A 22,821-nucleotide genomic window follows, 5' to 3' on the forward strand; every position below is an offset into this window, starting at 1 on the left:
ATAGGAAAGGATACTGTTATGAAGAAGAAGGTACAAGCTATCATCAAAAAAATCCGCTTGGCGGCGTTGATTCCGCTAGGATTTACCCTGATCGTATTATTAGGATGCTATTTCTTCGTGATCCGCACCCACGGAGACGGACAAGCAGCAAAAAGTTTCTTTATTTTTTCAGTAATCGTACTGCTGCTAGAAATCGCAGTGTTAGTAGGAATGACCTATTTGGTAAAAAAAGAGACCCATTCGGGCATGGATACGTTATTGACAGAACTAGAAGCAGTCGGTTCTGGCGATCTGTCGCATATCGATGAGATCGGCAGCAGCGACCAGACTTCTCTTTTTGGGCAAGTTCAAAATCGTTTTCAAGGGGTTTTAAACACCTTCAAAGCGGTGATCGTTGGTATGTACGAAGAAAGCAGCCGAATGGAAAAAATGGTAGGCGGCCTAACGACAACCTCAAAAAATGCCAAAAATTCAATTGAAAATGTGCGTCAGACGATGAATGCCATCGCAGATGCCACTAGTTCACAAGCCTCCGAAGCGGAACAAACCTCCTTTGATATGGACGAGCTAGCCTTAAATATCGAAGAGATCTACAAAGAGATCGAATTGATGAATGACTATGTCGGTCAATCCCAAAGCAGCAATGTCCACAATTCAGAAATGATGTTCCATGTATTTGAAAGCTGGGAGATCGAACGGCAAAACCAAGCAGAATTAGTAGAAAGCATGAACGACATGAACGAAGATGTCCAAAGCATCGGTAAGATCGTTCAGCTGATCAATGACATTTCTGATCAGACCAACTTACTGGCATTGAATGCATCCATTGAAGCAGCTCGAGCTGGAGAAGCGGGCCGAGGGTTTGCCATCGTTGCGGAAGAAGTCCGCAGCTTGGCGGAACAAAGCAGTCAATCAACGAAAAGCATTCGTTCGATCATTGAAACGATCCGCAAAAAATCGGAAAAAGTGGTCTCTGCAGTGACGGATTCCTTTGAAAGCGGCGAAAAACAAACCAACAATATCAACAAAGCGATCGAGTCAGCCAATGAGATCTCTGATATTGTCGAAAAATTGGTTTCAAGTATTCAAGCCGTGGAAGCCCATATTACCGGGATCGTTGAGAAAAAAGACATGGTTCAAGTTTCCGTCAGCAACATTTCGGCTGCTGTTTCGGAAACCTCTGCCGGCACCCAAGAAGTAACGGCAAACTTAGAAGACTTCTACTTAGTCATCGAAGACTTTGAACGGAATGTGCAAGAGATCGAAACGATCGCCACTATCCTTAAATTCCAAGTGGATAGTTTCAAATTCTAAAAAGGAGCAGTGACGCCAATGGAACAATACGTTGTATTTAAAAGTCATCAACAACTCTTTGCCTTGCGTATCGACTATGTGGTACGGGTCATTGAGGCTGCTCCTTTTACACAGCTGCCAGAAGTGGCGGATTTCGTGCTGGGGATCCAGCCTTTTGAAGAGGCGATGGTGCCGATCATTGACATCCGCAAAAAGCTGTTTGATGAATTTACACCGGAAACCGGGCAAAATGTGGTCTTGTTGTGTCACTGGCAAGAGCAGGCGATCGGCCTTTACGTGGAAGAGATCGTCGGCATTTTACCGCTCGTTGAAAGTCCTAGCAATGCGGAACTAAATACATCAGGACTCAAGCAAAACTATATCGAAGCCTTTCTGAAAAAAGACGATGAACTTGTGCTGGCATTGGAGCTGCCGTTTCTCTTCAGCTATGAACAAGCCGCTGAGATGACGGCGGAGTTAGACGCCTATCAGACAGAGGAATTGGCAGCCGCCAATGACCATGACAATGATGACCGTGAATGAGGAACTGCATGTGGGGATCTCGGAGTATAAGATCGCCCAAGCGCCGACGCGTTTGATCACGGTGGGTTTAGGTTCTTGCATCGGCACGATCATTTACGATGAAGCCAGTCATATCGGCGGCTTGAGTCATATTATGCTGCCAGATAGTCAGCCTTTTTTGCACAAGCGGGAAATCAAGCCCGAGAAGTTTGCGGACTTGGCATTGCCAGCGATGGTGGCTGAGCTGGAACAAAAGATCCGTCGGCCTCGCTTTCAAGCGAAAATCGTTGGTGGCGCCAATATGTTTCAGTTCCAGACGCTTAACGCTGCCAGCAATATTGGTCAGCGCAATATTGAAGCCGTCGAGGAAGTCTTGGCTCGGCTAAACATTCCGATCGTAGCCAAACATGTTGGCGGCAGCGCTGGTCGAACGATGATCGTGGATCTTCAGGATTTCAAGACCATGGTTCGGCAAGTCAAACAAGAAATCGTTTATTTGTAAAAGGAGTACAGGGACATGAAAAAAGTAATGATCGTCGATGATTCGGCATTCATGCGGAAAGTAGTGACAGATTTATTGAATCAGCTGCCTGATATCGAGGTGACCGTCGCTGCCCGCAATGGCAAACAAGCATTGGACTATCTGACCAAAGAAGCGATCGATTTGGTAGTAATGGATGTGGAGATGCCAGTGATGAACGGATTAGAGACCTTGCGGAGGATGAAACAGCAATCAGCCATTCCCGTTATCATGCTTAGTTCATTAACCAATCAAGAAACCACGATTGAGGCTTTGGCGCTTGGCGCCCGAGATTTTGTGGAAAAACCTGTCAGTCTATCGATGATCGAAAAAGAATGGATCGCTGAATTTCATCAAAAGATTTTGGCGATGGATCATGAAGTCGGTACGGTTCACCCGCCAGTGCCAACGATTGCCCAGCCCACTAAGCTGACACAAAACAGCTTGCCTGTATCACTTGATGCGCTAGTCATTGGTGCTTCAACAGGCGGACCCCGTGCTTTGCTGGGAATTATTCGCCGTCTGCCTGCACGTTTGCGTTGCCCGATTTTGATCGTTCAGCATATGCCAGCGGGCTTCACGGCTTCCTTTGCAAAACGCTTAGACACAGAGACAACCGTCCGAGTACAAGAAGCAGTCGACGGCATGCGGATCGAAAATCAAGTGTATCTTTGTCCAGGGGATTACCACATGACGGTCCAACAAGGGCACCTGCAGCTGGACCAGCGAGAAAAACGGCATGGGACGCGGCCAACCGTCGATTATCTTTTTTCCTCAGCAGCTGACTACTATGGCCCGCAACTAGCGGCAGTGGTTTTGACGGGGATGGGAAAAGACGGCACCGCTGGCTTACGACAGATCCAAGCGGCTGGGGGCTATACGATCGTTCAAGACAAAGAAACGTGTACAGTCTTTGGGATGCCGCGGTATGCCATTGAACAAGGAATCGTGGATGAAGTCCTGCCATTGCAGGGCATTGAAGCAAAAATTGCACAGATGGTCAGGTGAAGAAGATGGAAGAAGAATTTGCCTTATTTAATGCGTGGGTGGATCGCCGATTAGGGATTCCCTTAGCCGCATACAAAGAAAATCAAATGCAGCGCCGCATCCTTACGATCATGGAAAACAGCGGGGCAAAGACGTTGAGGGAATACCAGCAATTGATCGAAGGCGATGACGGGGTGCGGGCGGCTTTTTTAGCTCATATCACCATTAACGTAACGGAATTTTATCGCAACAAAGAACTGTTTGACGCCTTTGAACGCGTCTTGAAAACCATTGTTCTCCCGAAAACCCCGCTGCCCAAAATTTGGAGTGCCGCATGTTCGATTGGGGCAGAACCCTATACGATCGCGATGCTGCTAGAAAAAAACCAAATTGCCGCAGCCAATGTCTTGGCTACCGATATCGATACGCAAATTTTGGCAAAAGCCAAGCAAGGACTCTATCGAGACCACGAATTGCGGAATGTCTCAGCGGCAGAACGTACCCGTTTTTTTGATGCAAAAGAAAAGAACCAATTTCAGATCAAACCAGAAATCAAACGGCGGGTTCATTTTAAGCAACACGATCTTTTGAAAGACCCGTACAATGGGCCTTTTGATGTGATCGTTTGCCGCAATGTGACGATTTATTTCAAAAGTGATGCTCGGGATGCCGTCTATCAAAAATTCAGCGATGCATTGGTCCCAGGGGGCATTTTGTTTACGGGAGCGACAGAAACGATCAATTTTGCGGAGCAATTCGGCCTCAAGAAAATCGATTCGTTTATCTATCAAAAAGTATAATTTTGTAAAGGAGGGACCCATTTGGATGACAATAGTGTCTATCGTACCCTTTTCTTTGAAGAAACAGACGATCATTTAGCGCAGTTGAATGATCATGTCTTGCAATTGGAAAACGATCCAAAAGATAGCGCCTTGCTGAATGATATTTTCCGTTCTGCCCATACCCTTAAAGGGATGGCGGCAACGATGGGCTATGACGTCATGACGCAGCTGACCCATAAAATGGAAAATATTTTTGAGTTATTTAAAACTGGGACCTTGCAAGTGACCCAGCAATCGATCTCATTGATTTTCAAATGTCTGGATCGGCTGTCAGAACTTGTGGAGGACTTGCGGGAAGAACGAGACCTGCAGCCAGCTCAAATTGCCGATTTATTGGCCGAACTTGACCAAACGGAACATTCTGGCGGTATATCAACCGAGACAGAAGCAAGCCAAAACCCCACCGCAGTGGGCGCGTTAACCCCACAGCTTCAACAGATCGATCCTTCTGATCTGTATGTGATCGAGCAAGCGGCTGGAGATGGCTATCAAGCGGTCCAAATTGCTGTTCGCTTAGATGCCCAATCCATGTTAAAAGGTGCTCGTGCCTTCTTGATCATGGAAAAGCTTGGCCAAGCAGGGGATGTTCTTTATACAGAACCAGATGCCCAAACACTCGAAGAAGGCACCTTTGAATCAGATTTTTCACTGCTGTATTTGACGCAGCAAACACTGGCTGATGTCGAGCAAAACATCGCCAGCAATAGTGAAATCGAAGCCTTCGTGGTGGCACCGTTTGATCCTTCAGCTGCTGTGTTGGAGGAGGCAGAAGAGCTGCTTCAACCAGCACCGACCCCAGAGTCAGAGACTTCTGCTCTTCAGCAAGCGACAACAGAAACGAAAGAAAAATCGCCGGCGCCCGCGCATCATGCGTCCGCCCAAAATCAATCGATCCGAGTCGACTTGAATCGCTTAGATTCATTCTTGGATCTCGTGTCCGAATTGGTGGTCTATCGCAATCAATTAGAAGATGTCAGTGAGCGGGAAAACATCGAAGTAGTCAAAGACCCCTTAGAGCAAGTTTCACGATTGACCTCTGAGCTGCAAGATTTGGTCTTGCGGATCCGCATGCAGCAAGTCAATGTCGTCTTTAGTCGCTTTCCGCGAATGGTTCGGGACTTATCCAATGAACTGCAAAAGGAAATGGAACTTGTCATTTTTGGGGAAGAAACGGAATTGGATAAAACAGTGGTTTCTGAGTTGAGTGAACCTCTGGTCCATCTATTGCGTAATTCTGTCGATCACGGCATCGAAGCACCCGATGTTCGGGAAAAACTGGGCAAACCGCGCAAGGGCACGATTCGCTTGGCGGCCTACCAAGAAGGCAATCGCGTGATCATTACTTTAGAGGATGATGGCAAAGGCCTTGATCCGCAAGTAATCAAAGCAAGTGCTGAAAAGAAAGGCTTAGCAACGGAAGGTCTTTCCGATGAAGCGTTGCAGCAGCTGATTTTCCATCCTGGTTTTTCAACTGCGCAAGAAGTGACTAACATTTCTGGGCGCGGTGTCGGGATGGATGCCGTGCAATCCAAGATCACCCAACTAGGGGGCACGATCGAAATGAAGAGTCAGCCAAATAAAGGCACGCAGTTTGTGTTCAAATTGCCATTGACTCTGTCGATCATTCAAGCGTTGATGGTTCGCGTCGGAGCAGAAACCTTTGCGATCCCACTAAATCTCGTCGAACGCGTGGTGATGGTCAAAGAAGAAGAGATCATCCAGACGGTCTCGGATGAGGTCTATCGTTTTCAAGAGGAGTTGATTCCCTTGGTTCGGACCGATCAACTCTTAGCGATCGAAGGCGATCCATCTGAGAAAAAATTCGCCATCATCGTCAACAATGACCAGCAGTTTCACGGCATTTTGGCAGATGAGCTGATCGGCCAGCAAGAAATCGTCATCAAGAAAATCGATCCATTGCTGCAAAAGCTGAATCGCTATCAAGGGGCAACGATTATGGGCAACGGCTCGATCGCACTGATCCTAGACATTCATGCCATCTGTCAGGAAAAAAAGGATGACCGCTTATGAGCTATACAGCGCTGCAGATCGATGGCCTAAAAGAACTGATCAATATCGGCGGTGGTCACGCTGCGACTAGTTTATCAAAGCTCGTCCAACAACCGATCGATATGCGGGTACCGGAAGTCGAGATTCTAGCGTATGAGGACCTGTATCAGCAGATCATGGCGGAAGACAAAGAAGTTCATGTGGTGATGAGCCAGATCGAAGGGGCATTTCGAGGGATCTTCTTGTTTGTCTTAACGGATGAATCCGCCGCAAAATTGCGTCAGTTGATGATCCAAGAAAGCGATCCGTCTGAAGAATTGAAGCAATCGGTCATCAACGAGTTGACCAACATCCTTACCAATTCTTTTTTGATCGCGATCGGGCAACTGTTGGAAACCCAGCTGAGTGCGTCTTTACCAAGCGCCAGCTATGATTTCTTTGGCGCAGCGATCAGCTCCATCTATTTGGCGATGGCCCAGTATGATGAGCAGGTGATGGTGATCCGTAATGAGTTCGTCTACGCCAAAGAAACATTAGAGGCATCGTTATTTTTGATTCCAGAAATCGGTGTACTAGAAAACATATTTGATTCATTAGGAATTTGAAAGGGGCAAATACAATGTCAAAAAAAGTATTGATCGTGGATGATGCGGTATTTATGCGCATGAAATTAAAGGATATTTTAGAAAAAAACGGCTATGAAGTCGTGGGGGAAGCCCAAAATGGCCAAGAGGCTTTTGAAAAATACCAAGCAACGACACCAGACTTAGTGACCATGGATATCACGATGCCAGAAGTGGATGGCTTAGAGGCATTAAAAATGATCCGCACGTTTGATGCGCAGGCCAAAGTCGTAATGTGCAGTGCCATGGGACAACAAGGAATGGTGACGGATGCGATTCGCGCCGGTGCGGTGGACTTTATCGTGAAGCCCTTTGATACGGACCGCGTAATCACTGCCATCGACAAAGCCTTTGCCTAATGCCTAGGAGGATAGCGACATGCAGATGATTCTTTTCAAAATGGCTCAGCAGTACTATTTGATCTCGGCGGACTCGGTGGACGAGGTCATTGATGCCCCTTCTTTTACGAAGGTGCCCTTAGCACCAGAGTGGGTGGAAGGGTTGATCAATCTGCGGGGGTCTGTCGTAACGGTGATTCGTTTGGCAAAATTGATTCCCATCATGGAACCAGCCTACGAAAAAAACATATTGATCATGAAGAAGCAAGAGGAGACCAAAGGGGTCCTCGTAGAAGAAGTAATTGAAGTTCTTGATATCACCGAAGACGATATCCAACTAGGCAATCAAGAGACAGAACACGCCGTTGGGGTCGTGCCGATCGGTGAAAAAGTAGCCAGTGTGATTCAAATCGATCACATGATTTTTTAAAAAAATGGGGGATTAGTGTGGATCAGGTATTGACGCAGCAAGAGATTGATTTATTGTTGAATGCGATGAGCAGCGGAGAGATCGATCAAGAAATTATTGAGATAGAAGACAAACAAGCCAAAGTGAAAGCCTACGATTTTCGCCGACCAACAAAGCTGTCGAAAGAATACGTCAATACCCTGCACATGATCTTCGAGGATTTCTCGAAGATGAGCAGCAGCATGCTTTCTACCCAACTGCGGACCAATGTTTCTTTGCAGTTGGCAGCTATCGAACAAGTCAGTTATGACGAATTTATCCATTCGATACCAAAATTTACTTTGTTGGGGCTCTTTCATTCGCAGCCTTTGAGCGGGATCCAAATGATCGAGATGAACCCACAACTGTGTATGATGTTGGTGGAGTTGTTGTGCGGCGGCTTGGATGTCTATCAAAACAAGCCGATCGAAATGGATTTTAGCGAGAAAAAAAGTTTTACTGATATTGAAACAGCGATCTTGGAAGAAGTAGTAGCACAATTTGTACGGGTCTACCAAAATGTTTGGAAGGACATCGTTGCCTTGGATTCGGTTTTGGATGGAATCGATACGAATCCGCAATTGATGCAAAACATGTCGCCCAACGAACCCGTCGTATTAGTGACCTTTACTATCAAAATTTTTGAAGTGAAACATTTCATCAATCTATGTATCCCCTATGTCTTTTTTGAAGGGATCATTGATAAATTAAGTTTCCGCAATTGGTTTGATAGCAATCAGCCCGTCAACCAAGACGATAGCCGCGAGTTGCAAAAAAGTTTGAATGGGGTCGGTTTGAATTTAGAAGTTCTGCTGGGCCATGCTCAAATGAGTCTTTCTGAGTTTCTCCACTTAGAAGAAGGCGATGTCATCAAACTAGATAAAAAAATTACTGAACCATTAGAGACCTTCATCGATGGAAAACCTTACTTCCGAGCAAAACCTGGGAAGCAAGAGGACCGTTTAGCCATTGAATTATTAGACAAGTTAGAAGAGGAGCAAGAACTATGAGTGAACGTTTATCCCAAGCAGAAATCGATGCATTGTTGAATCAAAGTGCCCCAACCCAGCCGCAAGGATTAGAAGAGCAAGTCAAAGTCGACATTATCGGCGAAGTTGGCAATATCTCCATGTCGCAAGCGGCGACGACGTTGTCTTCCATTCTTGATCGTCGGGTCAGCATCACGACTCCCCGGGTGTCTAAAATCAAATTTGGTGAGATCTTAAACGACCTCGTTGCACCAAAAGTAGCGACGACAGTTGAATTTAAAGAAGGCCTTTTAGGCAGTAATTTGATGCTGTTAGAAGTCAAGGATGCCATCGTGATCGCTGATTTGATGATGGGTGGAACCGGTGAAACCAGCAACACTCAATTTACAGAATTAGAGCTAAGTGCTGTGGCCGAAGCCATGAACCAAATGATTGGGACGGCCTCGACTTCGATGGCAACGATGATCAGCCGCAAAGTGGATATCTTACCGCCGATCGTCAAACTATGGGAGACGCCAGAAAACATTGAGTATAGCGGGATCGAGGCAGAGGAAGAGATTTATTGTATCTCATTTTCTTTGCGCGTCGAAGGTCTGATCAAAAGCAAAATCATGCAGATCTTTACGGATCCGGTGGTCAACGATATCGCCAGTGCGATGCTGTCCGATGAAGCGACTGTCGTTACTCGGGAAACACCAACACCGCAGCCAACGGCACCCGTTGCTGCACCTACGCCAGAACCAGCGGCTGCATCAAAGCCCGTGGAAGTCAGCAAACCGGCGTTTCAAACATTGGCCTCCAGCGGAGTGAGCGATGGGGATAATTTGGACTTGATCCTTGATGTGCCATTGGATCTAAGTGTCGTGTTAGGCCGCAGCAAAAAAACCATTAAGGATATTTTATCTTTCAATACGGGGTCCGTCATCGAGCTGGAAAAACTGACGGATGAACCGCTAGAGATTTTGTTGAACGGCAAACTGATCGCCACTGGGGAAGTCGTGGTCATCAATGAAAACTTTGGTGTGCGGATCACCAACATTCTTTCGCAAAAACAACGCATCCACAATTTGCATTAATTTGAAGAAATCGCAAAAAGTTAAACATATGGGTTTAACTTTTTTGTGATTTGACCGATAGTAGAGGGTAGAAGAATGAGAACGGAGGAGAACCTATGAAAATCGAAAGAGGTTACGCAGAATACAGCGACAAGGCCATCAAACGTGAAGCGGTCAAACAAGAAAAGCCATCTGCTGCTCAGACAGAAAAAACCGTCGATGTTCAATTGTCCGAAACAGCTCAAGCCATTCAAAAGAGTGCCAATCAAACAGCCAGTCGCAGTGAGCGAGTGGCAGAATTGAAACGAGCGATCAAAGAAGGCACCTACCAAGTATCTGCCGAAACGATCGCAGATAAAATGCTGCAACAAGATGAAAAGCAGGTCGACTAGATGACAGAACGGGAATTTGAGCGTCAGCTTCAGCAGTTCTTGCGGTTGCTGCAAAAAGAAAAGACCTGCTTGATCAAAAATCAAGCAGAAAAATTACCAGAACTCGTCGAGAAAAAAACCGCCTTCGTACCCGTTTTTTCCACGTATGAAGGAACTCTTTCAGTGGCGATCAAAGAACTCATCCGCCAGATCCAAGTGCAGCAAGCCGAAAATCTCCTGCTGACGGAGCAAGCCATTAGTTTCCAAACTGTTTTGATGGATGCAGTCAAAGAAAATATCAAGACACCGGCAAATACGTATTCGAAATACCAAGAAAAACAAGCTGTCTCAACAGCGATCATCGATCAAAAAATGTAAGGAGTACTTCTATGACAGGACTATTTGGTTCATTAGGCACCGCAACCCGGGGCATGACCGCCAATCAAGCAGCGTTGCAAACCAGCAGCCATAACATTGCAAATACCAATACAGACGGCTACTCAAGACAACGAGTCAACTTGCAAGCCGAAGCGTCTTATCATTTAGCGGGTGTCGGCAGTATCGGTATGGGTGTGAAAGTCGGCAGTGTCGAACGGATCGTCGATGATTTTGTCATTGGACAAGTACGCAATGCCAATTCTACCTATACATATTATGAACAAAAAGCAGACATATTAGGACAGCTGGAAAGTTTAATGAATGAGCCTTCTGACAATGGACTGTCCAAACAGCTGGCAACGATGTTTGATTCTTGGACCGCATTAGCCAACAATCCTGAACTGGATACGTCTAAGACCCTCGTGCTGGAAAACAGCAGTACGTTTGCCGATACCATCAACCAAATGGGCAAACAAATGACGCAGTTGCAAAGCGACACGCTGGATACCATCGAAAAATCCGCGCTGGACTTCAATGAAAAGGTCAAACAGCTGCAATCCTTGAATGAACAGATCTATGGGTTGACGACGAGTGGTGAGACACCCAATGATCTTTTAGATCGTCGAGACAGTCTGTTGAAAGATCTCTCGGGTCTAGCAGGGATCGAAACCAAGACCGATCAGTATGGCCGTGGGTTTGTATCCATGAGCGGACAGACGATTTTAAGTGCGGAGGAACGCAATACCCTTAGTGTGGTGGTGGGACAAAGCGATACAGGCGCCTTGGTTTCCAAAGACGGCAACGCCTTGAATCCTGCCGAAACCATTACAGGGTCTTATCCAGCTGGAACCGTCTTGTTGACGAAAACCACCGACAATGGCGAAACCGCCTATACAGAATTGCCGATCAAAGAAGGCGCGATTGGTGGCCTGCAAGCATCATCTAGTGAAATCGGCAGCCGCTTGACGGAATTGAACAACTTTACGACGACGATCGCGCAAGCCATGAACATGGTCTTTATCGGCGGCGCTTCTCGCACAAGCGGACTATTTGAGATCGGCCAAGATGATACCGGCACAGCGACGACGATTCGGGTCAGCCAAGCACTGTTAGATAACCCAAGTCTGGTGACCGGCGGAACGAGCAATGCAGCAGGAGATGGTTCAAGAGCTGCTGCAATGGCGAAACTCAGCAGTGCCAAATTGGATTTCCCGTTGTCAGAAAAGACGATCGCTTCTTTTGATTCTGAGACATTGACGTTTGCTAATGTAGCATCGGGCATGAGTGTCAACAGTTATTTTAACAGCATTGTCACCAAAAACGGAATCTCAAAACAGCAAGCCGACAATACGGTCAGTGCCCAATTGTCGCTGCTGAATCAACTAGAATACAAAAATCAATCGGTGTCTGGGGTTTCATTAAATGAAGAAATGTCAGATGTGATTCGTTTCCAACAAGGATTTCAGGCCAATGCCCGCATATTATCGGTCGTTTCTGAAATGTTAGACACATTGATCAATCGAACAGGAGTGTAGACCATGCGTATTTCCAATTCAATCACCTACAATGATTTTTTACGAAATCTAGGAACCAACGCCTCCAAAGTCCAATCCACGTTGAATCAGCTATCGAGCTTAAAAGAAGTCAGCAAGTCCTCGGATAATCCGCTGCTGGTTTCAAAAATCATGGATCTCAATGTGTCGTTAAATCAAAACAAAACTTACAACAATACGATCAAAGACAGTATTTCTTGGACAAAAGCCCAAGATTCTGCTTTAGAAAGCGTCAGTACTTCGATGCTGCGGATTCGCTCGTTGGTTCAATCTTCTGCCAATGCGACAGCTGGCAGTGAGGAATTAGGGGCAAATCGTTCAGAGATCGAGCAAGAGATCGAAGGCATCGTTGAATCATTAAACACCAACTTTGATGGCCGCTATCTATTTAGCGGAACGAATACGACGACGGCGCCTTTTGAGATCGTCAAAGAAAATGACGCCATCGTCGGTATCAAATACAATGGCACCAGCGAAGACTTGCCGCGAGAAATCGCAAATGGGGTCTCAGTGGATCTGTTAGCCAGCGGTGATCGTCTGATGAACGAGACGGGCACAGCTGCGGATCCCCAAAATTTAAGCACCTATTTCAATGATTTGTTGTCTGCATTGCGCAGTGATGATAAAGATGCCTTAGGGGGCGAGCTTTTAACCGCTCATGACCAGCATGCCACTAATGTGGTGAATGTAGGGGCGCAGATCGGCACCCTCTACAATCGCTTGGAGGCGGCAGCTGATCGAAATGAGACGGAAAAGCTGAACTTGACCGAAACACTGTCCAACAAACAAGACGTCGATATTGCGGAAAAGTATATGGAATATCAAAATCAAATGACTGCCTACCGTTCAACATTAGCGATGGGAACAAAGATCATGCAGATGTCCATTCTAGATTATTTAAATTAACCCAAAAACTTTTGTTCTTTGCTGAGAGCAAAAGTTTTTTAATTTTTTTAGAAAAAAGGCTTAACCCTGAACGGTTTCTTCCGATAAATAGTAGCAGAGGGAAACCTTAGCGAATAAAAATTAGGAGGAACTACACATGAGAATCAATACAAACGTTTCAGCATTGAATACTTACTCACGCCTAACGGCAGCAAATGCTTCTAAAAGCAATTCTTTGTCTAAATTATCTTCAGGCTTACGCATCAACAAAGCTGGGGACGACGCAGCTGGCTTAGCAATTTCTGAAAAAATGAAAGGCCAAATCGGCGGTTTGTCACAAGCAAAAAGCAACGCACAAGATGGTATCTCATTGATCCAAACAGCAGAAGGTGCATTAAATGAAACCCACAGCATCTTAGGGCGTATGCGTGATCTTGCGGTACAAAGTTCAAACGGTACGTTAAGTAATGATGACCGCGATGCGATCAAAAAAGAATACACCGCATTGTCTGATGAAATCGACCGTATCAGCAATACCACTGAATTCAATACAAAAAAATTGTTAACTGGTGAAGGTGATGATGCGAAATCATTCACTTTCCAAATCGGTGCCAACGCAAACCAAACAATGAGCGTTTCGATCAATAACATGAGCTCATCTGTCTTGAAAGTAAAAGGCTTAGATTTAACACAAGCATTTGACACAAGCGATGTCAAAGCTGTTGCTGCAGCAAAAGATAAAGCAGTAGCGACTGCCTTCGAAGCAGATACTACAACAAAATATGCAGAGGACGGCACAGTTGATGCGGCAGCTGGTAAAACAGTTGCTGAATTACAAACAGCCATCGATACAGCAGCGGATGATACAGCAAAAGCAACAGCTCAAAAAACATACGATGATGCTTTAGCAACATTTACCGCTTCTGTTGAAGGCAAAGCAGCAGCAGCGGCAACTGTCAGCGGTGATAACAACCCAATCACAAAAATCGATGAAGCGATCAAAGCAGTTTCTGCACAACGTGCGGATCTTGGTGCGGCGCAAAACCGTCTAGAACACACAATCAACAACTTAGGTACAACGCAAGAAAACCTATCTGAAGCAAACTCACGTATCCGTGACGTTGATATGGCGCAAGAAATGATGAGCTTTACGAAGAGCAACATCCTTTCTCAAGCAGCAACTTCAATGTTGGCACAAGCAAACTCAATGCCTAACAGCGTATTGAGCTTGTTACAAGGATAATTTTTGATCAAGTGAACCACTGACACAAGGACTGCCTAGGGGAAGCGCAGTTCTTGTGTTTTACATAGCAGCACAAAAACGCTTAGAAATGAGGAAGCTCTGATGGATATTCAGCCGATGTCAGGAATACACCCGATCGAAGCCGTTGCGTCGGTCGCTAAAGCACGTCCGATCGAATCCCTAGATCAAGAGACCGCCAACCTTCAGCCGCAACACCAAGAGGGGAAACTGGCGGAGAAAAAGGAACAGACAGTGGCCACTGAACCGCCGATCCACTATTTTTCAGTAGCCGATCAGCACAAGATCGCAGCCTCCGTGGAGGAAGTGAATCAGCGACTACTTGGCAAAGATATGAAATTGGCTTATGAAGTACATGAGCGCACGGGGCGTACGATGGTGCGTTTAGTGGATATGCAGACCAACGAAGTGATCAAAGAGATCCCGCCCGCCAACATGCTAGATGTGATTGGGAAAATATGGGATGACATGGGCATCGCGGTCGATCGAAAGGGATGAAAACATGGCAAGTGTAACCAGCAGTTCAGGAATCAGTACAACGCTAGGGAGTTATTCTGGCGTGACTTCAGAAGATATTGAAAAATTATTGGCGGCAGATGCGATCAACAAGACCCGCGCTGAGAATAAAATCACGACGCTAAAAGCACAAAAAACGGCATGGAGTGATATCAGCACTCGCTTGACTAACTTTTTGTCAAAAGTCGATGCATTACAAAAAGATGATGCTTATCAAACGAAAAAAGCGACGACCACCAATAGCAGCATCGCTTCAATTGCAGGAACAACGGAAGCTCCAGAAGGCACCTATGATCTAAAAGTCAACCAACTAGCAACAGCCACGAAGGTGACGGGGAGTCAAGTAGCTCAAAGCAGCAAAACGGCCCTAAATGTCAGTGGTCAGCTGTCATTGACCAGTTCGGAAGTCGATGAAGATGGCAAACCGATCACCGCTTCGATCGAGATCACGGCCGAAGACAGCTTAAAAGATGTGGCAGCCAAGATCAATAGCCAAAGCAAGACGACCTTCGTCGCGGCGAGCATTGTGGATAACCGTTTGATTTTAACAAATACCAAAATGGGCGACAAAAATTTCTTGATCGACGGCAATGCCGCCGAAGGGTTAGGAATCGGTTCAACTGCGACAACGACGCAAGGCCAACCGGCTATTTTTGAGCTAGACGGCATGAAGATCACTCGCGACAGCAACAGTGTGACGGATGTTATCGATGGTGTCACGCTGACGTTAGCGAAAAAAAGCGAGGAGCATGTGACGCTTTCTTTAGCCAATGATACCTCGAAAGTCGTTGATGCAGTGCAAGGATTAGTGGATCAATACAATAGCTTGATGAGTTTTATCGGCGACAATTTGACCGTGGGAGATCCTAGTAGTGAAAACAACAAGACGGGGACCTTGGTGGGAGACAGTGCGTTGACCCGTCTACAGACCCAATTGCGAAATTTGATCACCATTCCAGCCGTCAGCGGCTCAAAGCTGACCGCCAATAAGCTAGGCATCTCCACCGTCGATAATGATGGTACATTGGGATTGGATACGACAAAGTTAAAAGAAGCCTTAGCGGAAGATCCCGCTGCTGTGAAGTCTTTCTTTTATGCAAGTACGAAAACCAAAGAAGCTGATGGTACTGCGAGCACGAAAGAGACCGGCTATACACTAGCCCTAAAAGAATTAGCCAACAGCTATGTCGTCAATACTTCAGCCAATAAAGGGATCATTGCCACCAAATCTGCGACCTATGACAGTACCATCAAGGATTTAAACAAGCAGATCACACGGTTTGATGATATTTTAGCAATGAAAAAAGAGCGTTACATCACAATGTTTACCAAGTTAGACTCCGTGATGATGGAGGCTGAAAATCAGCTGAGCTACCTAAGCAATCAGTTTGCCAATACGTCAAACTAGGCTGGATAGCCGATTAAAGCAGTCATTTTTTCATTCGCATAAGAAACCCTCGTCAACATGAAAGGAAACAACCGATGGAGCCACACGTATCATTAGATGAACGTTTGAATCAGATCTTAACTGGTTTTGCCCAATGGCGCGGCGACAGCGAAGAAGCCAGTCGTTTGATGGCAGCCAATGCAGCGGTCATAGCAGCCATGCAAGCAGAAGCACAGAGCCATAGTCCACAAACCAGTGTATTGGCGCAACAAGTGATCCAAGCGTATCAAGCGTTCTTAGACCAGGTCAAAGCCCAGCAGCAAGAGATCAAACAAGAATTGGGGCGTTTGAACCGCAAAAACAATCTTGTCAAAACGTATTTGCAGCAAGAAGATAGTGCCGCCTTCGTCGAATTTGATTTATAGTGAGGAAAAAAAAGATGAATTATCAAAAAATGCAAAACAACTATCTGCAGAACCAAGTAATGAGTGCCTCCCCCAACAAACTAATTGAAATGCTGTTGCAAGCAGCCATCAAAAATATCAAATTAGCAGTGATCGCATTGGAAAAAGAAGAGTTGAGCCAAGCCCATCAGCAATTTGTCAAGGCGCAGAATATTTTATTGGAATTACGGGTCTCTTTAGACCGTGAGCAAGGCGGCGCTATTGCTGAAGATCTCGATCAGCTGTATGGCTATATGTACGATCAGCTGGTCAGTGCCAATGTCCAAAAAGAGGCAGCCCCTGCAGAGACGGTCGTCCCGCTTTTAAGCGAACTACTGGAAAGCTGGCAAACGATCACCCAATAAATTTGAGAAAAAGCAAAGAAACGACCACCTAAAACCTAGAAAAGTTTAGTAATTGGTTAAATTTTTACCATGTATCCCTTTTCACTAAGCTTTCTTTTTCCCCTCCTCGTCCCTATCTGGTACTCTTTTTATGAGCGTACCGAAAAGGTGCAAGGAGGTTTTTTTTTGAAACAAAAAATAGTACAAAAGCCGCTTTTCTGGCAAGTGGTGATTCTGATTACAATGAGTGGTGTTTTTTTATTACCGCAGATCTTAGGCCAAGGCATGATTTTGGGCTCTGATGTGGTCTTTCACTTCAATCGTTTTTATGAGACTAGCCAGCAGATCAAAGAGGGCAATTTTCAATATTTTCTTTCTATCTACGGGTTTCAGCAATCTGCTCGTATCGTCAATGCATTATATGGTCCCTTTTTTGCCTACTTCCAAGGACTGCTGGTCTTGCTGAGTCCTTCGTGGTTTTCTTACCAGCTGCTCGCTAATGGGCTGCTCTATCTGCTAGCAGGGTTTTCGATGTTTGGCTTATTAAAGAAATTACGAGTCAATGGCTGGCTGTCAGTGGGGATGAGCATCCTGTTTATGGCGACCTATTCTGTCCAGTATTGGATTGAGCGGCAGGGCTTTTCTGCTTGGGGGGCGGCTGTGCTGCCGCTGTGCCTGATTCCACTGATCGCACTAGGGGAACATAAACGGTTGCGGCCTTTTGCGGTAGGAGTTTCCGTGGCGGTCTTATTTCAAATCCATGTGTTTTCAAGCATCTTGTTAGTGCTCTTATATGTGCCCTTTTTCTTACGCGCCTTTTTTGTTGGAACTTCCGGCGAAGAAAAACGACAATTGGTGCTGCGCTTAGCAGGAGCGATCGGGATCTTCTTGCTGCTGACCGCCAATATTTGGTTAGGGATGTTGGATCTTTATACGAGTAACACGTTGATCGCGCCTTTTGTGAATCGCAACATGCAGAACAATACCATTACTGGAACCAGTAGCTATTGGTGGACGACTCCGTACCTGCTACCCATCTTATGTGCCCTGTTCTTTTGCGGTGCGATCCGTGTATGGCCTCGACTATCTGGTGGCTTCAAATTAATGACGGTAGCTGCAGGAGTCTTTTTCGTTTTATCATCGAACGCTGTTCCTTGGCAATGGCTAGGCAGTCTGGACAATGGTGTGATCAATTTACTGCAATTTCCTTTTCGGTTCTTTGTTCCGGCCACGATTTTGATCTTAGTCGGTTTGTGCCTGCTAGTTCCTTATTATCGGGGCAAGCCATTGGCAAATCCGCGTTGGTTCGTCCTCGTTTTAGTCTTGAGTGTTGGTCAAATCCTGATCCAAAACACGGTCAAAATGCAGGATTGGCACTCCGATGAAGCGGCGGTTTCACTGCGAAACCACACCTATCTCTCGGCGGAATCTGAAGCGCAATTGAAGGAAGCCTATTTTAGTAAAGACAAGTCCTTAGCCTTAGCGCTGTATCAACGTTCTACCCCAGATTATCTGCCCCTCTATCAAGAGACCAAGAAGAACAAGTACAATTTGTACGGGGAAGAAATCATTGAAAAAAATGATACCGTGGCAAAAACCGTGGAAAACGGGAAACTTACTTTACGTTGGCAAGGTGATCAAGAGGCGTGGAAGGCGTTACCGATCATCAATTACCGATATACTGAATTGACCCTCAATCAGCAGCCACTAACTGAGAAAGATGTCTCTTTGAGTGCTATTGGTGCCGTTTCTGTCCAACAGCAAGCAGGGGAGAATGTCTTAGTCGTTGACTATGACGCACCTTGGTTTTTCGACGGAGCTTTATGGCTGACGATCATTTCTTGGCTCGCTTTACTCATCGGCTTTATCAGCTGGAAAACAAGACAGCTGTATCGTCGTCGTAAGGTCGTACAAGCTTTATTGAAAGAATCTGAATAAAATGAATCAAAAAAGAACTTCAGCGAGAGGGCTGAAGTTCTTTTTTTTGTTGATCAGCAACAGTGTACCTATTTTTTTCCGAGAGAAACAATAATCGTTGCGCACGCAACGATTATTCCGTATAATAGATAAGACACTTTGAAGAACTAAGAAAGGCAGGAGTGCTCATGGAAGCCATTATCCGCTCAATCAATCATATTGCCCGTCTCGCCACCCTTTATCGGGAAAAAGAACTGAAAAAATTTGGTTTAGGCGGGATGCATCATACCTATATCTTAAACATTTGCCGCCAACCGGGGATCAGTCAAGAAGCCTTAGCCAAGAAGATTTTTGTGAATAAAAGCAATGTTGCCCGTCAACTTGCGATCCTAGAAGAACGAGGATTTATCACTAGAACCAGCAGTCCCACCGACAAACGACAATTACTGGTTTATCCAACCGAAAAAGCACTCGCCGTCCAACCAGCGATCCAACAGCTGCTTCAAAGCTGGAATGAACAAGTCGTAGCAGGTTTTTCTGCTGCCCAACAGCAGCAGTTGATCGCTGATCTGGAAATCGTCAAAGAAAATTCCCAGCGGCTTTTAGCGAAAGATGAGGCGATGGAATGAATCTTTTGACTCAGTATTTAAAACCCTATATCGGCCGCATCTCCCTTGGCGTCAGCATCAAATTCTTCGGGTCATTGATGGACTTGCTATTGCCTTGGATTTTGGCGTATATCATCGATTCTGTGATTCCCACGAAGCAAGTATCTGCGATTTTTGCTTGGGGTGGGGCGATGGTGGTCTGCTCCATCATCGCAGTCGTCACCAATATCATCGCTAATCGGATGGCCTCTAGTGTTGCTCGCGATACCACCGGTAGTATTCGCCATGATTTATTTGAAAAAGTTTCCTATCTGTCGATTCCGCAAGTCGAAGAAGTCGGGATTCCTTCCTTGGTGTCTCGCTTGACGACAGACACTTACAACATCCATCAAACGGTAGGGATGATCCAGCGGATGGGGATTCGTGCCCCGATTCTGTTATTAGGGGGGATCATGATCACTGCCACATTAGATCCCGTGTTGACACTGGTCTTAGTAGGCGTCTTGCCCTTCACTTTAGTGGCGGCAGTCACCATCTCAAAACGGGGGATTCCCTTGTTTGCCTCATTGCAAAAGCAAGTGGATGTGTTGGTGCGAACTGTCCGTGAAAATGTGACTGGGGCTCGGGTGATCAAGGCCTTGTCCAAAGCAGATTACGAGAAAAAACGCTTTGACCACGTCAATCAAGACGTAGTAGCTGCGGAAACCACTGCTAATCGAACGATGGCTGCGACACCACCCCTGATGGACCTCTTTTTGAATATCGGGTTGACATTGGTGATCGTTGTCAGTGCCTTTCGCGTCAATCAAGGGTTGACCCAACCAGGGGTCATCATCGCCTTTTTGACCTATTTTACGATCATTTTGAATGCCATGCTCAGCATCACGCGCATCTTTGTGATCGTGTCGAAGGGGCTGGCTTCTGCCGATCGGATCCAATCCGTCTTGCGCCTGCCGCAAAATATGCAAGTCATTGAGGCGCCTGTCAAAGAAGAGTCGGCGCATATCGTTTTTGAAAAAGTTTCCTTCACCTATCCTAATGGCACTCGGGTGCTGAAAGACATCGATTTTTCCTTGCAGCCGGGAGAAACCTTAGGGATCATCGGTGCGACTGGTAGTGGAAAATCAACGATCGTCAAACTACTGCTGCGGCTCTATGACCCAACGAAGGGTATGATCCGCATCGCTGGTCGCGACATTCGCTCCATCGATCCGACAGAGTTGCATCAGTTATTCGGTGTCGTCTTACAAAAAGACGTGCTTTTTGCGGAAACGATCGAAGAAAATATCGCTTTTGGCCGGCGGTTTTCCAAAGAGCAGATCGAAGAAGCGGCGGCTCGCGCCCAAGCCAAGGAGTTTATCAATCAACTGCCCAAGCGCTTAGCTCATCCACTGCATGCCAAAGGCAGCAATTTAAGCGGCGGTCAAAAGCAGCGGGTCTTGTTATCGCGGGCATTGGCGGGGGATCCAGAGATTTTGATTTTGGATGATTCTGCCAGTGCGCTGGATTATCGGACCGACGCTCAGTTGCGCAAGGTCCTGAAACAGCAGTTTCAACAGACGACGACGGTCTTGATCGCGCAGCGGATCAGCTCGATCCAGCATGCCGACAAAATTTTGGTACTGGAAAACGGTCAAATGAACGGCTTTGGCAGTCACCAAGAATTACTAGCAGAAAATGCGATCTACCAAGCCATTTATCAAGGTCAGACAGGAGGTGCCGACGATGCCGAAGAAAAAAACGGAAAAACCGCAGGATAGTAAGAAAACACTACGGCGTTTGTGGGGCTATCTTTACGGGTACAAAGGTCTCCTGCTGGCAGCCGCTGTATTGATGATGGCCAGCAATATTTTCGCCTTGGTGGGCCCTTTGCTTTCAGGGTACGCCATTGATGCCATTCAACCGGGTCCCGGCAAGGTCATTTTTGACCGAGTCTTCTTTTATTGTGGGCTGATGCTGCTGTTTTATCTTGCGTCTTCCCTTCTTAGTTATCTGATTTCGCTCATGATGATCCGCTTGAGTCAGCGGGTGGTGGCAGCGATGCGCAAGGCGATTTTTGATAAAATCACCGAATTGCCAGTGGGGTATTTTGACCGGGTCGCCACTGGGGATATCATCAGCCGCATCAGTTATGACGTCGATACCATCAATACGTCATTGGCCAGCGATGCCATTCAAGTTCTCAGCAGTCTTGTGACGATCATTGGTTCGTTTGTGATGATGGTTTTGATTTCGCCGCTGCTGGTGCTGATTTTTGTCGTAACGGTTCCCGCTTCGATCTTTTTGACTCGTTTTTTGATGAGCAAATTTCAACCATTGTTTCGCCGTCGGTCCCGCAAATTAGGTGAGCTGAACGGCTTTGTGGAAGAGATTATTTCTGGTCAGCAAACGATCAAGCTGTATAACCAAGAAGAAGCGATCATCAGCCGTTTTGACGAAAAAAACCAAGAAGCGGTGGATGCTTATTACAATGCCGAGTACTACGGCAGTATGACTGGTCCTTCCATCAACTTTATCAACAATCTGTCGTTGTCCTTGATCAGTATGTTTGGCGCCTTGCTGTTTTTGTTCGGTCATCTGACACTCGGAAACGTTTCTTCTTTTGTCTTATACTCCAGAAAATTCTCAGGACCAATCAATGAGTTAGCCAACATCTTCAGTGATTTGCAATCGGCATTGGCGGCGGCAGAACGGATCTTCCGTTTGCTGGATGAAGAACCGGAAGTTTCTGATGTTCCTGGAGCCTACGAATACCACGAGGTGTCTGGTGAGGTCGCCTTTGACCATGTGACCTTCGGCTATCAAGCACAGCAGCCCATCATCAAAGACCTTTCGCTGGAAGTACCGGCTGGCAGCTTGGTCGCGATCGTCGGACCGACCGGAGCCGGGAAAACCACCATTGTGAACCTCTTGATGCGGTTTTATGACCCTGACCAAGGAGCGATTCGTTTAGACGGCAAAAATATCCGCCAAGCGACACGCCGCAGCTTACGGCAAAGCTATGCAATGGTGCTGCAAGACACGTGGCTGTTCACGGGAACGATTTTTGAAAATTTGGCCTACGGCAAGGCGAATGCGACGATGGCAGAAGTCCAATCTGCTGCACAAGCCGCCCATATCCATGACTTTATTATGAGCCTGCCAAAAGGCTATGATACTTTGATTTCTGAAGACGGAACCGGTATTTCACAAGGACAAAAACAACTGTTGACGATTGCACGAGCGATGCTGTTGGATGCCGATCTATTGATTCTTGATGAAGCCACATCGAATGTCGATACGCAAACAGAGCTGCTGATCCAAGCAGCGATGACCAAATTGATGAAAGGCAAAACCTCCTTTGTGATCGCCCATCGCTTGTCCACGATTCGACATGCCGACACGATCCTCGTGGTGGAACAGGGCAATATCGTAGAGCAAGGGACCCACGAAGAGTTAGTAGCCAAAGAGGGGCGTTATGCCGCACTTTATCAGGCACAATTTGACGCATTATCCATAGCTAGTCCGCATCCTTGCAAGGAGTAACCCACT

The 22,821-nt window shown here is 46.3% G+C and carries 24 protein-coding genes; all 24 read left to right on the forward strand.

Annotated features, from left to right (window positions below; all coding sequences use genetic code 11):
- Positions 1 to 18 precede the first annotated feature (18 nt).
- Positions 19 to 1,314 carry a methyl-accepting chemotaxis protein gene (locus CO692_RS08670; RefSeq protein ID WP_096742044.1) on the forward strand — a complete coding sequence of 432 codons (1,296 nt, stop codon included), beginning with the start codon at positions 19 to 21 and terminating at the stop codon, positions 1,312 to 1,314.
- 18 nt (positions 1,315 to 1,332) lie between these two features.
- Complete coding sequence (locus CO692_RS08675) at positions 1,333 to 1,836, forward strand: chemotaxis protein CheW (protein WP_081117656.1); 504 nt, start codon at positions 1,333 to 1,335, stop codon at positions 1,834 to 1,836.
- Positions 1,808 to 2,317, forward strand: a complete 510-nt coding sequence (locus tag CO692_RS08680) for a chemotaxis protein CheD (RefSeq protein ID WP_005226629.1) — start codon at positions 1,808 to 1,810, stop codon at positions 2,315 to 2,317. Before CO692_RS08675 ends, CO692_RS08680 begins: the two co-directional genes overlap by 29 nt.
- A gap of 15 nt (positions 2,318 to 2,332) precedes the next feature.
- Entirely contained in the window at positions 2,333 to 3,343 is a 1,011-nt protein-coding gene (locus CO692_RS08685; RefSeq protein WP_096742045.1) for a protein-glutamate methylesterase/protein-glutamine glutaminase, read from the forward strand.
- Between the two features lie 5 nt (positions 3,344 to 3,348).
- Positions 3,349 to 4,122 (forward strand): CheR family methyltransferase, encoded by a 774-nt coding sequence (locus CO692_RS08690; RefSeq protein ID WP_096742046.1) that lies wholly within the window; start codon positions 3,349 to 3,351, stop codon positions 4,120 to 4,122.
- Between the two features lie 21 nt (positions 4,123 to 4,143).
- Positions 4,144 to 6,195, forward strand: coding sequence for a chemotaxis protein CheA (locus CO692_RS08695; protein WP_096742047.1), 2,052 nt, complete (start codon positions 4,144 to 4,146; stop codon positions 6,193 to 6,195).
- The gene (locus tag CO692_RS08700; protein ID WP_005226634.1) at positions 6,192 to 6,779 is read left to right on the forward strand and encodes a chemotaxis protein CheC; all 588 of its coding nucleotides are present in this window, start codon (positions 6,192 to 6,194) and stop codon (positions 6,777 to 6,779) included. Before CO692_RS08695 ends, CO692_RS08700 begins: the two co-directional genes overlap by 4 nt.
- A 14-nt stretch (positions 6,780 to 6,793) precedes the next feature.
- Entirely contained in the window at positions 6,794 to 7,156 is a 363-nt protein-coding gene (locus CO692_RS08705; protein WP_096742048.1) for a response regulator, read from the forward strand.
- A gap of 19 nt (positions 7,157 to 7,175) precedes the next feature.
- The gene (locus CO692_RS08710) at positions 7,176 to 7,565 is read left to right on the forward strand and encodes a chemotaxis protein CheW (RefSeq protein ID WP_096742049.1); all 390 of its coding nucleotides are present in this window, start codon (positions 7,176 to 7,178) and stop codon (positions 7,563 to 7,565) included.
- A 17-nt stretch (positions 7,566 to 7,582) separates the two neighbouring features.
- Positions 7,583 to 8,593 (forward strand): flagellar motor switch protein FliM, encoded by a 1,011-nt coding sequence (gene fliM / locus CO692_RS08715; protein ID WP_005232756.1) that lies wholly within the window; start codon positions 7,583 to 7,585, stop codon positions 8,591 to 8,593.
- The gene (gene fliY / locus CO692_RS08720; protein ID WP_096742050.1) at positions 8,590 to 9,648 is read left to right on the forward strand and encodes a flagellar motor switch phosphatase FliY; all 1,059 of its coding nucleotides are present in this window, start codon (positions 8,590 to 8,592) and stop codon (positions 9,646 to 9,648) included. Before fliM ends, fliY begins: the two co-directional genes overlap by 4 nt.
- Positions 9,649 to 9,743: 95 nt before the next feature.
- Entirely contained in the window at positions 9,744 to 10,019 is a 276-nt protein-coding gene (gene flgM / locus CO692_RS08725; RefSeq protein ID WP_005226638.1) for a flagellar biosynthesis anti-sigma factor FlgM, read from the forward strand.
- Entirely contained in the window at positions 10,020 to 10,376 is a 357-nt protein-coding gene (locus CO692_RS08730) for a hypothetical protein (protein ID WP_016609029.1), read from the forward strand.
- An 11-nt stretch (positions 10,377 to 10,387) separates the two neighbouring features.
- Positions 10,388 to 11,911: a flagellar hook-associated protein FlgK gene (gene flgK / locus CO692_RS08735; RefSeq protein ID WP_096742051.1), complete on the forward strand. Its 1,524-nt coding sequence runs from the start codon at positions 10,388 to 10,390 to the stop codon at positions 11,909 to 11,911.
- A 3-nt stretch (positions 11,912 to 11,914) separates the two neighbouring features.
- Positions 11,915 to 12,835: a flagellar hook-associated protein FlgL gene (flgL, locus tag CO692_RS08740; RefSeq protein WP_096742052.1), complete on the forward strand. Its 921-nt coding sequence runs from the start codon at positions 11,915 to 11,917 to the stop codon at positions 12,833 to 12,835.
- A gap of 136 nt (positions 12,836 to 12,971) precedes the next feature.
- Positions 12,972 to 14,057 carry a flagellin gene (locus CO692_RS08745; protein ID WP_096742053.1) on the forward strand — a complete coding sequence of 362 codons (1,086 nt, stop codon included), beginning with the start codon at positions 12,972 to 12,974 and terminating at the stop codon, positions 14,055 to 14,057.
- Positions 14,058 to 14,159: 102 nt separating this feature from the next.
- On the forward strand, positions 14,160 to 14,573 hold the full coding sequence (locus CO692_RS08750; RefSeq protein ID WP_016609033.1) for a flagellar protein FlaG: 414 nt from the start codon (positions 14,160 to 14,162) through the stop codon (positions 14,571 to 14,573).
- 4 nt (positions 14,574 to 14,577) lie between these two features.
- Positions 14,578 to 15,999, forward strand: coding sequence for a flagellar filament capping protein FliD (gene fliD, locus CO692_RS08755; protein WP_096742054.1), 1,422 nt, complete (start codon positions 14,578 to 14,580; stop codon positions 15,997 to 15,999).
- A 74-nt stretch (positions 16,000 to 16,073) separates the two neighbouring features.
- Positions 16,074 to 16,403, forward strand: a complete 330-nt coding sequence (locus CO692_RS08760; RefSeq protein ID WP_005226646.1) for a hypothetical protein — start codon at positions 16,074 to 16,076, stop codon at positions 16,401 to 16,403.
- Positions 16,404 to 16,417: 14 nt separating this feature from the next.
- Positions 16,418 to 16,786, forward strand: coding sequence for a flagellar export chaperone FliS (gene fliS / locus CO692_RS08765; RefSeq protein WP_008376567.1), 369 nt, complete (start codon positions 16,418 to 16,420; stop codon positions 16,784 to 16,786).
- 165 nt (positions 16,787 to 16,951) lie between these two features.
- Positions 16,952 to 18,703 (forward strand): hypothetical protein, encoded by a 1,752-nt coding sequence (locus CO692_RS08770; protein ID WP_081117666.1) that lies wholly within the window; start codon positions 16,952 to 16,954, stop codon positions 18,701 to 18,703.
- A 167-nt stretch (positions 18,704 to 18,870) separates the two neighbouring features.
- A complete protein-coding gene (locus CO692_RS08775) occupies positions 18,871 to 19,311 on the forward strand; it encodes a MarR family winged helix-turn-helix transcriptional regulator (RefSeq protein WP_096742055.1) in 441 nt (146 codons plus the stop codon).
- Positions 19,308 to 21,050, forward strand: a complete 1,743-nt coding sequence (locus tag CO692_RS08780; protein ID WP_096742056.1) for an ABC transporter ATP-binding protein — start codon at positions 19,308 to 19,310, stop codon at positions 21,048 to 21,050. The genes CO692_RS08775 and CO692_RS08780 overlap by 4 nt, the downstream gene beginning before the upstream one ends.
- Complete coding sequence (locus tag CO692_RS08785) at positions 21,016 to 22,815, forward strand: ABC transporter ATP-binding protein (protein ID WP_096742057.1); 1,800 nt, start codon at positions 21,016 to 21,018, stop codon at positions 22,813 to 22,815. Before CO692_RS08780 ends, CO692_RS08785 begins: the two co-directional genes overlap by 35 nt.
- The last annotated feature ends 6 nt before the right edge of the window (positions 22,816 to 22,821 follow it).

Source organism: Enterococcus sp. FDAARGOS_375 (assembly GCF_002393265.1).
Taxonomy (GTDB): domain Bacteria; phylum Bacillota; class Bacilli; order Lactobacillales; family Enterococcaceae; genus Enterococcus_D; species Enterococcus_D innesii.